Annotated in this window: 11 protein-coding genes; 9 read left to right on the plus strand and 2 right to left on the minus strand. The window is 53.9% G+C overall.

Translation table 11 applies throughout. The features are described 5' to 3' along the window. Nucleotides 1-2,679: LamG domain-containing protein (locus HYS22_09105; protein MBI1910308.1), on the minus strand; the 2,679-nt coding region annotated here is incomplete at its 3' end. Further along, a complete protein-coding gene (locus HYS22_09110; protein ID MBI1910309.1) occupies nucleotides 2,676-3,410 on the minus strand; it encodes a hypothetical protein in 735 nt (244 codons plus the stop codon). The genes HYS22_09105 and HYS22_09110, both read right to left, overlap by 4 nt. Before the next feature lie 185 nt (nucleotides 3,411-3,595). Between HYS22_09110 and HYS22_09115 the strand changes: the two genes are divergently transcribed. The 9 genes from HYS22_09115 (at nucleotide 3,596) to HYS22_09155 (ending at nucleotide 14,109) form a co-directional block, all read left to right on the plus strand. Beyond that, nucleotides 3,596-4,741: a cysteine desulfurase gene (locus HYS22_09115; protein ID MBI1910310.1), complete on the plus strand. Its 1,146-nt coding sequence runs from the start codon at nucleotides 3,596-3,598 to the stop codon at nucleotides 4,739-4,741. A 2-nt stretch (nucleotides 4,742-4,743) separates the two neighbouring features. After that, entirely contained in the window at nucleotides 4,744-5,862 is a 1,119-nt protein-coding gene (mnmA, locus tag HYS22_09120; protein ID MBI1910311.1) for a tRNA 2-thiouridine(34) synthase MnmA, read from the plus strand. Next, a complete protein-coding gene (gene rnc / locus HYS22_09125; GenBank protein ID MBI1910312.1) occupies nucleotides 5,862-6,602 on the plus strand; it encodes a ribonuclease III in 741 nt (246 codons plus the stop codon). The genes mnmA and rnc overlap by 1 nt, the downstream gene beginning before the upstream one ends. Further along, the gene (gene era / locus HYS22_09130) at nucleotides 6,592-7,503 is read left to right on the plus strand and encodes a GTPase Era (GenBank protein MBI1910313.1); all 912 of its coding nucleotides are present in this window, start codon (nucleotides 6,592-6,594) and stop codon (nucleotides 7,501-7,503) included. Before rnc ends, era begins: the two co-directional genes overlap by 11 nt. 48 nt (nucleotides 7,504-7,551) lie before the next feature. After that, complete coding sequence (mutS, locus tag HYS22_09135) at nucleotides 7,552-10,044, plus strand: DNA mismatch repair protein MutS (protein ID MBI1910314.1); 2,493 nt, start codon at nucleotides 7,552-7,554, stop codon at nucleotides 10,042-10,044. Further along, nucleotides 10,041-10,820: an N-acetylmuramoyl-L-alanine amidase gene (locus HYS22_09140; protein ID MBI1910315.1), complete on the plus strand. Its 780-nt coding sequence runs from the start codon at nucleotides 10,041-10,043 to the stop codon at nucleotides 10,818-10,820. Before mutS ends, HYS22_09140 begins: the two co-directional genes overlap by 4 nt. Continuing rightward, nucleotides 10,817-13,417: a [protein-PII] uridylyltransferase gene (gene glnD / locus HYS22_09145; protein ID MBI1910316.1), complete on the plus strand. Its 2,601-nt coding sequence runs from the start codon at nucleotides 10,817-10,819 to the stop codon at nucleotides 13,415-13,417. Before HYS22_09140 ends, glnD begins: the two co-directional genes overlap by 4 nt. Beyond that, nucleotides 13,414-13,620, plus strand: coding sequence for an LPXTG cell wall anchor domain-containing protein (locus HYS22_09150; GenBank protein ID MBI1910317.1), 207 nt, complete (start codon nucleotides 13,414-13,416; stop codon nucleotides 13,618-13,620). Before glnD ends, HYS22_09150 begins: the two co-directional genes overlap by 4 nt. A gap of 129 nt (nucleotides 13,621-13,749) precedes the next feature. Next, nucleotides 13,750-14,109: an endonuclease domain-containing protein gene (locus tag HYS22_09155; GenBank protein ID MBI1910318.1), complete on the plus strand. Its 360-nt coding sequence runs from the start codon at nucleotides 13,750-13,752 to the stop codon at nucleotides 14,107-14,109. The last annotated feature ends 126 nt before the right edge of the window (nucleotides 14,110-14,235 follow it).

Genomic DNA, 14,235 nt, shown 5'->3' on the forward strand with positions numbered 1-14,235 from the left:
GGCCGGTACCCCATTGTGACCACGACCACTGGAATCCAACTGATTCCCATCCATCTTCCACCAGCCCATGATTGAGCTGTCGGTGGAAAAAGTGCGGGTACCCCTCTGAGGATCGGCGTCATCGGAGATAGTGCAACCGGTACCTTCAGCACAAATCCTGATACGGTAACCATGTTGAGCATCGAGAGGATCTAAAACATAGAACCATGAACCATCAGACCTTTTTGTAAAGTTGGGTTCTAAACTATACGACCTATCATAAGAACCATTGAAATTTAGGTCCTCATCATATGAAACTTTATAGGTTAAACCCGGATACATCCCCCTCCCGGCAGGGTCTTTTTCACTCCTCCAGACCCAGAGGGCTTTGGTGGGAGGAAGTTGTTCCCCGGCAGTCGGTAGGAGGATGATCGGGGAGCGAGGGTCGGGGCAGGTGGAGAGGGAACTGCGCCGGCAGGAACGGCGGATCTCTTCCTCGGAAAGAACCCTGTTGTGAATGGCCACAGAACTGATCGTTCCGTCGAACGGGGCATTGATTGTCCCGGCAACCGCTCCTCCCATCACTCCAATACGAGCCGGTTCCGTGGTGGTCATCGAACCGTCCAAAGAACCCCCATCCACCACCAACGCCTCCGGAACGCCATCCACAAACATCTTCACACCGGCGCCGGAAGAAGAACCATCATACGTCATCACGATAGAGTGCCAGACAGGAGGATTCTCCGTAAACACCCTCTCCGTATACGCCCCAACCTGAACCCTGTTCTGATCGGCGATCTGAAACTGCAATGTGTTGCCCGCAAACCCTGCCCCCCTAAAAAGCAACACATACCCCGTGTCATTCCTCGTCTTCGAAAAGATCACGTCCCCTGTATCCCGACTCCCTCTCTTCACCAACGCCTCAATGGTAAACTTGTCCATCCTGTCATAACTAAAGGTGTTGCCTAAATCGACATAGTCGTCCGCTCCATCCAAGACAAGACCTCCATTGAAATTGTTGGAGGGATTACCATCCGAATCCCCGCGCAATCCCCCATGCCGGTTGTTCCCACTCCGATCCTGAAGGTCGCCATCCAGCTCCCACCAACCATCAAGACCTGTGTCCCCAACACTGAACGACGTTGACCCCTGAGCGAATGCCCCCATCGTGTCTCTCACCGTCACCACCACCGTGTAATCAGTCTGGGGAGCCAGTCTGAACGGATTTAACAACTCCCCGTAACCGGTTCGGGAAAGGGTGCAAGAGGAGAGATCGTCTCCGGCCTTGAGAGAAGTCTGTTTCAGACCAGTGCAGTGAATGATTGTTGACCCGTTAGAAGTGAAATCAGCATCATACCCCGCAATGTCCCAGTCCCCGTCAGGGTCAAAGCTTTGCCAGGAAACAGTGAAACTGTCCGGCTTGGGGGAGGCAGAAACAGCCAAAGACAAGAGGCGTGGATTCTGATTCCCCGAACGACCGATCTCCACAGGAACAGTCTCGGTGTAAAGATTGTGGTTGGGACTTGAGTCCCGTGCCGAGAAGGTCACCTGATACTTTCCGTTCGAGAGCGAAAGAGGGAGTGAGATATCGGCCAACAACCGGTTCGGCGTTGAGTCCTTATCCACCACAGCCATCGAAACCTCAGGATGCCCCTCGTACTTCACAGAAACCGAATTTCCGTCAATCCCAGAAGGGTCATCCAACTCCCAGGTAAACGTCGTGGAACCGGTTAAGACCTGACCCGGTTTGAGACCCATCTGGGCCCGTTGGGGAGGGAGGTTGTCCGTGCCGTTAAAGACCGCAAAGGTGATTGTAACATCCTTCGTAAACTTTTCGTCCACCACCCGAACGGTCAGGCTTGCCGTTCCCTTGCCGATCACAAACGCCTCCGTATGCAGAAGAAGACGCATCTTCCCGGTCGTCAAAACCTCTGTGGGGTTCAAAACCTCCCATCCATAGGTAGGAGAAATCACCTCAAACACCTTTAAATCGTAAGGGGTGAAGGCCTGAAGGAGGATCTCCTCGTCCCCACGGATCGCATCGGTATCCCCAGAACCGGGAGGGGGAAGAGAGACATCCAGGCTGGAAAACGGATCCTTGTACGTTTTTGAAAGGGCAGGACCATCAGGAACCGAAGAGGCCTTGGTGGGATCGGTCCGGTAGACCACCTCATCGTAATTGCTAAAGGGATCCCCATCCAGGTTCAAGGGGTTCGGTTTGCCGGGAGAAAGATCAAAAACCTTTTGCCAGTTGGACTCGTCTCCCACGTAGGCTACATGGACTATCTCCGCATCCGCCACCAGAGAGTTCCGATAAAAATAGGCGACCTCCAACCACTGGTTGGCGGCGGAACTAAACGCCTCGTAGATCACCTGCAGATCAAACTGGGAACCGAGGCTGACTGAAACCTGGCCCCGAAACAGGCCGGTTGTTTCATCCTTCTGAAGCTCCTGCCTCTCCTCCGGATCGGTCGAGACAATCGCAAAGACCCGAAGGTCTATCCCTTGGGTCGCCAACTTCTGCAAAGGGGAGGACTGGATCGATCCCTCAAAAGAACCGCCCCCCGGACCACAACCGAGGAGGGTCATTGCGAGCAGAGTAAAACAAAGCAGAATACCAGACCTCACCCGTCCTTCGGACACCCTCTCCTTAGCTAAGGAGAGGGACGGGGAGAGGTCTGAAAGAAACGGGTGTTTCACTTGTTCACCCCCAAGGGAGGTATGGCCAAGTCGATGGCACCACCGCCGCCACCCCCACCCCCGGCCACCGCAAAACCAATCCCGGCCCCAAGACCGGCCATCAAAACACCGCTCGCAATCCAGAAGATCGGCTTTTTGTAAAATGGTTTTCTTTCAGTCGTTCTTAACGCCAAGGGAGGCGGCACAGGGGCAGGGTGTTGATCGCGAGCCTGATCAATCATGGTATTGGTGCGAGCCTCTTCATAGGTCTTGATCATCCGGGGAGGGTAGAGTTTCGGGTCCGGACGGTAGTTCGGGTCCAGCTGGACCACCTTCTCCAACCCCGTCACGGCAGACCTCCTGCGCCCATCCGCCAGATCAATCATCGCCATGAGAAGGGAGGCCTCAATAAACTGTTCCCGAACCGCCCCCTCCAGTTTCATGGAGGAAACAAGGGCCATCGCCTTCTCCCCCTTCACCCGGGCCTGTGTCCATTCCATCTGGTAGTAATGGTTCCGGGCCTCCTGGATCAGTGTCGCTAACTTGGCGGATTCTGCGGGGATTGCAGGCCCAGCAAAAAGGGTAGGGGGGAAGAGGAGGGTCAGGACAAGCGAAATCAGGAGAAATCTGGAGAAAAAACCAAACCTTTTGCCGTCCATGGTCACCCTCACCCCGACCCTCTCCCACCAAGGGGAGAGGGGGGTTTTTCTGAGGCTCCCCCGCGCCAAACTGGTTAGTTTATCGGTCACCATTTGTCAATGTTGCTAAGATATATACAATCCGCATGCCAGGCTGTAATACGATAAAACAGGGTTATAGGCCAAAACAGGGTTTCAAAATCGAACTACGGTTCGATTTTCGTACTGTTCCTGATTGATCGTCAAAAAATCAGCCATTTGACTTGGTCTTATTCATTTGATACCCACTTACCACCTGTATGCCAAGGATCTATCTGGATTACAACGCGACGACCCCCCTGGCCCCGGAGGTGAGAGAGAGGCTTCTTTCCCTCATGGGGGGCTTTACTGGCAATCCTTCCAGCCTCCACCGGGAGGGAAGGGAGGGAAGGAGTCTCCTCAATGAGGCGAGGGCCAAGGTTGCCAGCCTCCTTCATGCCGATCCGGCAGAGGTTATCTTTACCAGCGGCGGAACCGAAAGTATCAACCTGGCCCTCAAAGGGGTTTTTTACGGTTCTCCCCGTTCGGGCAAAAAAAATATGGTGACCACCTCCGTGGAACATTCCTCGGTGCACCAGGCGCTGGCGTTTCTTGCTGGCAGGGAAGGGGTCCGGGTCACCTCTCTCCCTGTGGATCATGACGGGCGGGTCTCGCTTGAGGAGTATGAAAAGTCCTTGCCCGAAACCCTTATGGTCTCCGTCACCTACGCCAATAATGAAACAGGGGTCATTTTTCCAATCAGGGAAATGGCCTCCCTGGCAAAGAGCCGGGGGGTCCTCTTTCATCTCGATGCGGTCCAGGGGGCTGGCCGGTTACCGCTCAATGTCAAAGAACTGGGGATCGATCTTCTCTCTTTTTCCGGTCATAAGATCTACGGCCCGACCGGGACCGGTGTTCTCTACTGTCGAAGGGGGGTTTCCCTCGCCCCGCTCATCCAGGGGGGGAGTCAGGAAAGGGAGAAGAGGGGGGGGACGGAAAATATTTTTGGGATTGCGGGGCTGGCCACCGCCTTTGAACTGGTTTCTGCAGAGAGAGAGAAGGAAAATGAAAGACTAAAGAAAATGAGGCAGAGGATCGAGACAACGATCTCACAAATACCGGGAAGTTTTGTGAACTCCAGGGGGGAAGCGAGGCTGGCCAACACCCTTAATTTTTCATTTGAAGGGATCTCCAACCAATCCCTGTTGGCCTCCCTTGATCTTGAAGGGTTTGCAATCTCCGGCGGTTCGGCCTGCGCCTCCGGCTCGATGGAACCCTCCCACGTGTTGATCGCGATGGGGCAACCGAGGGAAATGGCCAAGGGGGCGGTTCGGGTGAGTCTTGGACGGCCGACAACAGAAAAAGAAGTGGACCAGTTTTTGTCTGTTTTACCCGGAGTGGTGCAACGATTAAGAGAGGCCCGCTAAAGATGCCAACGCTTGATAAAAACAGGGTCGTCGTGGCGATGAGTGGGGGGGTGGACAGTTCGGTCGCCGCGCTTCTCCTGAAGGAGCAGGGGTATGAGGTGATCGGCATCTCGATGAAAACCCACGAGGAGCCAGAAGGTAGGGGCGAGGTGACCTCGCCCGTACAAAAATCCAAAAAGAGTTGTTGTGCCGTGGAGGATATCGAGGATGCCCGACGTGTCGCCTCTCTCCTGGATATTCCGTTCTACCCCTTCAATTTTAAGGAGGAGTTCCGGGAGGCGGTCATCAAATATTTTGTCCACGAGTACGGGATCGGCAGGACGCCGAACCCTTGCGTCCTTTGCAACCAGAAACTCAAATTTTCCGCCCTCCTCACGGAGGCCAAGAGACTGGGGGCCTACCATCTGGCGACGGGGCATTATGTCCAGAAGGTCACCGATAATCTTGGCAGGCATCTCCTCCGCCGGGCCGCGGACAAGGAGAAGGATCAGTCCTACTTTCTCTTCAATCTGAATCAGGACCAGCTGGGTCATCTTCTCTTCCCGATCGGTTCCCTCACCAAGGAGGAGGTCCGGCAACGGGCGCGGGACTCCGGCCTGATGACTGCCGAGAAACCGGAGAGTCAGGAGATCTGTTTCATTCCGGACAACAAAACCGCCGTCTTCGTCAAATCCCAGCTCCCGGTTTATCAGCAGAAGCCCGGTTCGTTCGTCTCCAAAGAGGGGGAAAAGATCGCCGATCATGATGGGATTCATAATTATACTATTGGCCAGAGGAGGGGTTTAAATGTTGCGGTTGGTGAAAGAATGTACGTCACGGAAATCCGTCCGGCCAGTGGTGAGGTGGTTCTTGGTCATAGTGAGGATCTCCTCAAGACGACCGTTTTTGCCTCCGGGATTACGTTGTTGACCCGTGAGGGGGTCCAAGGAACCATGGAAGTCGAGGCGAAGATCCGTTATCGCCACTCCCCCGCCAAGGCCCGTCTCACCCTGTCCGATGGTGGTCTCAATGCCCGGATTGAATTTGAGGAACCCCAGAGGGCGGTAACCCCTGGTCAGGCGATTGTCTTCTATGACGGGGAAAAAATGTTGGGAGGGGGTTGGATCGAAAAGTCGGCCTGATGGAACGAATCGACAAGAGAAAACTTAAAGAGATCGAAAGGAGGATTAGCTACTCCTTCAAGAACAGGGAATTGCTCGCCTCGGCCATGACCCACAAATCGTATGCGAATGAGGCCCATCTGGCCCTGGGACAGGATAACGAGCGCCTGGAATTTTTGGGAGATACCGTTCTGGAACTGGTGATCAGCGAACTCCTGATGGAGCGGTTTCCGGATCGGACCGAAGGGGATCTTTCCAAACTCCGTGCCGCCATTGTGAATGAAAAACAGTTGGCCGATATGGCCCGCTCTCTCGGTCTTGGCAATGACCTCCTCTTGGGCAAGGGGGAGGAACGAACCGGCGGCCGGACCAAAAATTCACTCCTGGCGGATGCCTATGAAGCGTTGTTGGGGGCGATCTATAAAGACCGCGGCTTCAAAAAAGCCGCCGCTTTTATCCGTCGTCACTATCGTGATTCGGTTCCGGAGAGTCCCGAGACAGTCGTTTATCAGGATTACAAAACCCTCCTGCAGGAAAAGGTCCAGAGTTTTTTCAAGGAGGCCCCCCGTTATCGGATAGCCCGTGAATATGGACCGGACCACAGCAAGACTTTTGAGGTCAATCTCTTTATTCATGAAAAACTCTATGGGGTTGGCACCGGAAAGAGCAAGAAAGAGGCGGAACAGGTCGCCGCCCGGATGGCCCTGGAGCAGATCGAGGCGGAGCAGATCAGCGATCAACTCATTCCTGATGCCATTTAGATCGGGTACCATCGCCCTGATCGGGCGTCCTAATGTCGGCAAATCAACCCTCCTGAATATTCTGGTGGGGGACAAGATTGCGATCGTGACCGCCAAGCCTCAAACGACACGGAATAAAATCTTGGGGATTCGTCATCTCCCTCGGGCCCAGCTCATCTTTTTGGACACCCCCGGCCTGCACAAACCACACAGGGATCTGAATGACACGATGATCCAGGTGGCCAAGAGAACCCTCCTGGATGCCGACCTGATCCTTTGGGTCAAAGAACCAAAAAGAGAAAAAAATTCCGAAGAGCAAGAGATAATGACCCTCGTTCGGCAATCCGAAAAACCATTCCTGGTCGTGATCAATAAAATCGATACCGTCTCGAAGGACTCGCTCCTTCCGCTCCTGGATCAGCTTTACCGGGAGATCCCGGAGGCGAAGGGGATCATCCCCGTCTCCGCCGTGACGGGTGCTTCACCCGAAGGGGAGGGGATCGACCGATTATTGCCGGAGATTGTGAAAAATCTCCCCGAAGGCCCCCCTTATTACGAGGCGGCAATGGTCACTGATCAGACGGAGCGGTTTTTGGTGACCGAACTGATCCGCGAACAGATCTTGAATCTGACGCGGGAGGAGATCCCGTACTCCGTGGCGGTCACGATAGATGAGTTTAAAGAGCCAACACCCCAAACGCCAATCACCCACATCTCCGCCACCATCCACGTCGAAAAAGACTCCCAAAAGGGGATCGTTGTCGGGAAAGGAGGCTCGATGATCAAACAGATCGGCGAGGCCTCCCGCAAGGAGATTGAAAAAGAACTGAATCAAAAGGTTTTCCTCAAACTCTTCGTCAAGGTCTCCGAGAACTGGAGCCGGGATCCGCAAAAACTCCGGGAATTCGGGTATGGTCCTTAAACTCATTTTCCCGTGACATTCGCCATCCCCTTTGTTAGCTAACCCCTGATGGCCGCCTCTTCTTCCGACAGCCTGACCCCGATGATCCGGCAGTATCTGGAGATCAAAGAAAAACATCGGGATGCCTTCCTTTTCTTCCGGATGGGAGATTTTTATGAAATGTTCTTTGAGGATGCCGTGAACGCCTCCAAGATTTTAGATATTGCGCTGACCGCCCGGAACAAGAATGAACCGAATCCGATCCCGTTCTGCGGCGTCCCCCACCATTCCGCTTCGAGCTACATCGCCAAACTGATCGAAAAGGGACATAAGGTCGCGATTTGCGAGCAGGTCGAAGACCCGGCGTTGGCCAAAGGGATTGTCAAAAGGGAGGTCATTCAGATCATCACGCCGGGGTTGGCGACCGACCTGGAGGCGCTTCCCCAAAAGGAAAAAAACTATATCAGTTGCTTCCGGATGGAAGGGCCTGAAGGGGCAGTTGCCTTTCTGGACCTTCTGACCGGCGAATTTAAATTTGCGCCGCTTGCCTCACCAGAGGCGTTGATCGATCTTTACAGCCTCACCCACCCCCAGGAGATCCTTTATCTGGAGGCGGATAAAAACTCGCCGCTTTTTGAGAATCTGAAAGAGAGGTTTCCCTCAACGCTCTTCGTTCCGCTTTCCGGATGGCTCTTCGATCCTGTCTATGGAGAAAAACTGATTAAGGAGCAGTTTCAAGTAGCTAGTCTCGCCGCTTACGGCCTGGATGAAACCCCCTTCGCCGTCGGTCCGGTTGGGGCGATCCTGCACTACGTCCGGGAACACCAGAAGGTGACCCGTCTCCCACACCTCAAAAAACTGGAGCGGTATGAGAAAGACTCCTTCCTCTGGATCGGGGAAGAGACCCGGCGCAATCTGGAAATTCCCTTATTGCTGGACGTTCTCGACCTGACCCTGACCCCGATGGGGGGGCGTCTCTTGCGGGAATGGATCGGAAGACCCCTCGTTACTGTCACGGCGATCAACTCCCGACTGGATGCCGTGGGCGAACTCCGGCAGAAGAGGAGAGAGCGTGAGACGATTCGCCAACCACTCGCCTCCATCCGCGATATGGAACGGGTCGCCGGGAAAATAGCCCTAGGCCATGTCTCGGCGCGGGAACTGGTGATGCTCCGTGACTCTTGCGAATCATTTCAAAAATTAAAACCGGCTCTCTCTCTGCTTTCTTCGTCGCTGATCCAGGAAATCCGGGAAAAATGGCAAGACCTCTCTCCAGTGGTGGGAGAGATCGGGAAGACCCTGGTTGATGAGCCGCCCCTTTCCTTAAAAGAGGGGGGGGTGATCCGCGCCGGTTTCTCCGCCGAGTTGGATGAGTTAAGAGAGATCGTTCATGGAGGCAAGTCGGCCGTGCTGGCGATGGAAGAGAGGGAACGGATCCGGACCGGGATCAATTCGCTCAAAATCCGGTTCAACAAGGTTTTTGGGTATTACCTGGAAATTACCAATACCCACCGGGACAAGATCCCGCCCGATTATACCCGGAAACAGACGCTCACGAATGCGGAGCGGTTCATTACACCGGAACTGAAGGAATACGAAAACAAGGTCCTCTCGGCGGGTGAGAGAATCCGGGGGCTGGAGTACGAACTCTTTCTGGAATTTCGCGAAAAACTCATCCCGTTTGTGCCAATGATTCAGGAACAGGCCCGGCGGGTGGGACTGCTGGATCTTCTCTGTTCCCTGGCTGAAGTCGCCTCCGCCTACAACTACGCGAGACCCCAATTTGCGGAAGAAAAAATTCTGCGCATTACTCAAGGGAGACACCCGGTCATTGAACGGCTCAATTCCAGGGAACCGTTCTTTCCGAACGACCTCTTTTTGGACGGCGATCAAAACCGTTTTCTGATTATTACCGGTCCGAACATGGCAGGAAAATCGACAATCATGCGGCAGACAGCCCTGATCGTCATCCTGGCCCAGATCGGTTCGTTTGTTCCGGCCGAGGCGGCCCAAATCGGGATTGTCGACCGGCTCTTCACCAGGGTGGGGGCGAGAGACGACCTGACCCGTGGGGCTTCAACATTCCTGGTGGAGATGGAAGAGGCGGCGAAAATCCTGCACCAGGCGACGGAACGGAGCCTGATCCTTCTCGATGAGATCGGCCGGGGAACCTCCACCTTTGACGGCATTTCGATTGCCTGGGCGATGGCGGAGCATATCCATGATGCGGTGGGGGCCCGAACGCTCTTTGCCACCCATTACCATGAGCTGACCGACCTGGCCCTGACCCGTCCGGGGATCAAAAATTATAACGTGGCGGTCCATCTGGAGGGGGACCATATCCTTTTCCTCCGAAAACTGGTCCCCGGCGGCGCCAGCCGGAGCTACGGGATTGAGGTGGCCAAAATGGCCGGTCTCCCGGAAGAACTTCTCCTGAGGGCCCATGAGGTCCTGGAGAATCTGGAGCAGGAAGAACTGACGGAGAAGGGGACCCCCAAACTGGCTAAAAAGGGAGTGGTTCACCCCAAGGAGACCACCCACCAGATCGCCCTGTTCAAGTGAAAAGACTTTTTATCCTCCTCATTATTGTCCCTTGGCTCAGCCACCCCCTCCAGTCTTACCAGGGGAAGTCTCGGAAAAAAACTCCGGCAAAACCTCTTCATACCCTCACCATCGTGATCGACCCCGGTCACGGCGGCAAGGATTCCGGGGCGATCGGTGCTGGAGAGCGGCAGGAAAAAAAGGTGGCGCTGCAGATCGCCAGAATTTTAAGGAAGAAGCTGGAAAAGAAGTTAGGGGCCAAGGTGGTGATGACCCGAAACGGGGATCAGTTTGTTTCCCTGGGGGAGCGCAACAGGATCTCCAAGAGGGCCAAGGCGGACCTTTTCATCTCCATTCATGCCAACGCCTCGACCCGCAAGAGGCCCAATGGTCTTGAAATCTATTATCTCAACAACGCCACCGACCGCGCCTCCCAAAAACTGGCGGCCCGTGAAAATGAAGGGCTTACCCAGGAAGAAAAGGAGACAGAGGCGATCCTCTCCACCTTGATTCAGAACGAAAGCACCGAGGAATCGGCAGTGCTTGCCAAAGAGGTCCGAAAGGCGTTATTCGTAAAGATTCGGGGGACCCGGGATCTGGGGGTCAAGACGGCCCTCTTTTATGTGCTGGTGGGACCCGGATGCCCCAGCCTGCTGATTGAGACCGGTTTTATCACAAACCCGGAAGAGGGCCGGAAACTGATGGAACACCGATATCAGGAGGCGCTGGCGGAAGGGATCCTGCTGGGGTTAAACAGGTACCTCCAGGAGGCCAAGAAACCGAGATCCAATCTATGAGTCAAGGGGGCTTCACCCAGGAGGTTCAAAAACGGATCGCCGAGGAAAATGCCAGGCTCCTCCAGTGGCATCAGGAAAAACGGTCTGATGATTTCTTGAGGGGGCGTTCAGATTTCATCGATTCCCTCCTTTTAGATTTTTTCAATGACCTGGACAAAAAAAATCTCCCGCCACTCTCTCTAATCAGCCTTGGGGGATATGGGCGCCGTGAACTGGCAGTCGCCTCCGACATCGACCTCCTCTTTCTCTACGAGGGACGTTCAGGGGCCCCTCTCAAGAAAGCCACAGAAAAAATCCTTTATCCCCTCTGGGATGCCGGGTTGGAGGTCGGTTTTGCCACCCGGACGATCACGGACTGTCGCCGGATTGCGGAAGAAGATATCACCGCCCTCACCGCCTTGGTCGATGCCCGCTTCCTGACGGGAGAGGCCGCCCTCTTCAAAAAACTCCAGCAGGATTTTTGGAAAAGGGTGCGGTCCGAAAGGGGAAAGAGGGATTTCTGGGAGAAGAAATCCCGGGAGAATCAGGAACGGCTCGCCAAGTTTGGCGGTTCGGTCTACCTGCTGGAACCGAACCTCAAGGAAGGGGAGGGGGGGTTGCGCGATTACCAAAATATCCTCTGGGTCGGCAAGGTCTTCGAAAAAATAAATTCGCCCGACGATCTGGTCGCCAAAGGTTGGATTCCTGCGTCGGAGGCCGGTGCCCTGAAAGAGGCGATCCGTTTTCTGACGAATACCCGGAATGAATTGCACCGCCTCTCCGGCCGGAAAAATGACCAGTTGAGCCTTCAGTATCAGGAGACACTCGCTCACTGGTGGGGTCTGGAGGAAGCCGAAGGGATTATTCCTGTGGAACGCTTTATGCAACGTTACTACCATGAGGCGGCGATTATTCATGAATGGAGTTCCCGTTTGACCCGCCGGTGGGCCGAGGAACCGGGCCGTCTTTTGAAGCTCTTCCCCTTGTCGCCCGAGACGGTGGATGGCAAATTCAAGATCATTCAGGGAAAACTCTCGCTTGCTGACTCCAACCTTTTCTTCAAAGATCCCGTCTCCCTCCTCCGGATTTTTCAGATTTTCCAGAAGGAGGGGCTGGAGATTGACGACTACACCCAGGACAAGATCCGGGAGTCGGTCTTTCTCATGGACTCGATCCGTGAGTCTCCCGAGGCGGGAGCGGTGTTCAGGGGAATCCTGGGAGAGCCCCGGCGGCTTGGGCCGACGCTTCTCCTCATGAATGAACTCAAGGTTTTGGGTCAGTATCTTCCAGAATTTGCCAAGCTCCGTTTTCGGGTCCAGCACGATGTCTATCATGTCTATACCGTTGACATCCATTCGATCTTTGCCGTTGCGGAACTGGGTAAGATTGATGAATACAAAGAAACCTACCCTGTCGGCAGGGAGGCCTTGAAGGATGTTGCCAAGAAGGACCTGCTCGCCTTGGCGATTCTGTACCATGATATCGGCAAGGGGGCCGGTTCGGGGCATGTGGAAAAAGGGGTCCCCCTGATCCGGGAGGCGGGAAGACGGCTGGGGTTTTCCGCCGAGGAGATTGATCTGCTCGAATTTTTGGAAAAGAGCCACTTGATTATGCCGCATCTCGCCTTTCGGAGGGATCTCGAAGACCAGAACATGATCATCCAGTTTGCCCGTTCATTTCCGAGCCTGGAGGCCCTCTCGATGCTCACCCTTCTGACCTTCTGCGATATCAAGGCGGTCGGTCCGGCCACCATGACCCCCTGGAAGTCGGCTCTTTTGGAGAACCTTTATCGGAAGACCCGTGAGGTCCTGGTCAAGGGAACCTTTGACAAAGAAAAGGTTTCCACACTGGTTGACAGGGTCAAAAAGGAATCTGAAAAACTCCTTGGCCGTTCCATTTCTGTCGAAGAACAATCCGGTTTTTTCAGCGCCATGCCTTCACGATACCTTCTGGCCGCACCACCGGCTGAAATTATCCGTCACCTCGCCCTCTGGAAAAAGTTCAAGAAAGAAGAACTTCCGGTCCTCGATCACAGAAACCGCGCCGGTTTCAGTGAACTAACGATCTTTTCCTGGAATACCCCACAGCTCTTTTCACGAATCTGCGGGGTGACCGCCGCCAACAGCGTTAATATTCTGGAGGTTCAGTCGACGGTGAACAGTCAAGGGGAGGCCCTTTACAACTTCATCGTTGAAGACCTGCCGGGGGGACCGATCCTGGATGATCGCAAATGGGAAAGGGTGCTCCGGGACTTGAGACAGGTCATCGAAGGGAAATCGTCCATCGACCGGATGGTGCAGGAACGTCTGCGGCCAAGTTTGATCAAGCCAAAGACGGCCCGCAAGGTTCCGACCAAGATCGAGATCGATAACGACATCTCCGCCTACTATACCGTCATCGACATTTATGCCCACGACCGGATCGGCCTTCTCTACCGGATCATTTCGACCCTGACAGCGCTCGGGCTCTATGTGGATATTTCCAAAATCTCCACCAAGGTGGACCAGGCCTCCGACACCTTCTATGTCAAGGATATCTTCGGGCAAAAGATCACCAGTCAGGATCGGCTGAAAAAGATCAAGGAAGATATCGCTAAAACCATTGCGGAGGCGTCATGAAAGAACTTTATTTTCTTATTGGGCTGGCCCTGCTGGGACTGGGGATGCTTGTTTATTTTCGCCGCAAGGAATCACACCTCCTGAAGAAAAAGGTCCGCGACAGCCTCAGCCCGGCGCTCAAAAAGGAGATTGAAAAGGAAAGGGAAGAGACATTGGAGAAAAAGAAAAAATTTGATGAGGTGATGAAAAAGGTCAAAGGCTGACCCTTCGACTTCGCTCAGGGTGTCCAGTTGACTGGGCAGAATTCATGGGTTGGGAGGATTAATTTATTTTTTCCCCCCTCCCTTGAGGGGAGGGGGTGAGGGGGAGGGTGGTCCTGATTATACGTTTGGATGAAGAAGACTTTGAAAACACTTAATCAATGCGCAAAAGACTTAAGAAAAAGGTCAACGGACACAGAAAAATTTCTGTGGAAATATCTTAGGAGTAAACGCTTAGAGAATTTTAGATTCAGAAGGCAGGCCCCCATAGGTCCATATATTGTTGATTTTGTTTGTTTGGAAAAAAGGATAGTCATTGAATGTGATGGCGGTCAGCATGCCTTTCAGGCTAGAAAAGATAAGGGGAGGGACGATTGGTTGGAAAAGGAGGGTTATAAAGTATTAAGATTTTGGGACCGTGAAGTTCTTCAAAATACTGAAGGAGTTCTAGAAACTATCCTCAGGGAGATATCGGGATCACCCGCCCCTTAATCCCCTCCCCTCAAGGGAGGGGAAAAATTAATGATAGAGTATCCGGGACTAAACGGACATGGTGTCCACCAAAGGACGGATCAGCCTCTGGCTGAAGCTTAAGTCGAACCATGAACCATTATTGTA

This window comes from Deltaproteobacteria bacterium (assembly GCA_016177765.1).
Taxonomy (GTDB): domain Bacteria; phylum UBA10199; class UBA10199; order JACPAL01; family JACOUP01; genus JACOUP01.

Excerpts from the sequence above, each read along its gene's own strand:
- HYS22_09110 (MBI1910309.1), bottom strand. The coding sequence starts at position 3,410 with ATGGTGACCGATAAACTAACCAGTTTGGCGCGGGGGAGCCTCAGAAAA.
- HYS22_09115 (MBI1910310.1), top strand. The coding sequence starts at position 3,596 with ATGCCAAGGATCTATCTGGATTACAACGCGACGACCCCCCTGGCCCCG.
- mnmA (MBI1910311.1), top strand. The coding sequence starts at position 4,744 with ATGCCAACGCTTGATAAAAACAGGGTCGTCGTGGCGATGAGTGGGGGG.
- rnc (MBI1910312.1), top strand. The coding sequence starts at position 5,862 with ATGGAACGAATCGACAAGAGAAAACTTAAAGAGATCGAAAGGAGGATT.
- era (MBI1910313.1), top strand. The coding sequence starts at position 6,592 with ATGCCATTTAGATCGGGTACCATCGCCCTGATCGGGCGTCCTAATGTC.
- mutS (MBI1910314.1), top strand. The coding sequence starts at position 7,552 with ATGGCCGCCTCTTCTTCCGACAGCCTGACCCCGATGATCCGGCAGTAT.
- glnD (MBI1910316.1), top strand. The coding sequence starts at position 10,817 with ATGAGTCAAGGGGGCTTCACCCAGGAGGTTCAAAAACGGATCGCCGAG.
- HYS22_09150 (MBI1910317.1), top strand. The coding sequence starts at position 13,414 with ATGAAAGAACTTTATTTTCTTATTGGGCTGGCCCTGCTGGGACTGGGG.
- HYS22_09155 (MBI1910318.1), top strand. The coding sequence starts at position 13,750 with ATGAAGAAGACTTTGAAAACACTTAATCAATGCGCAAAAGACTTAAGA.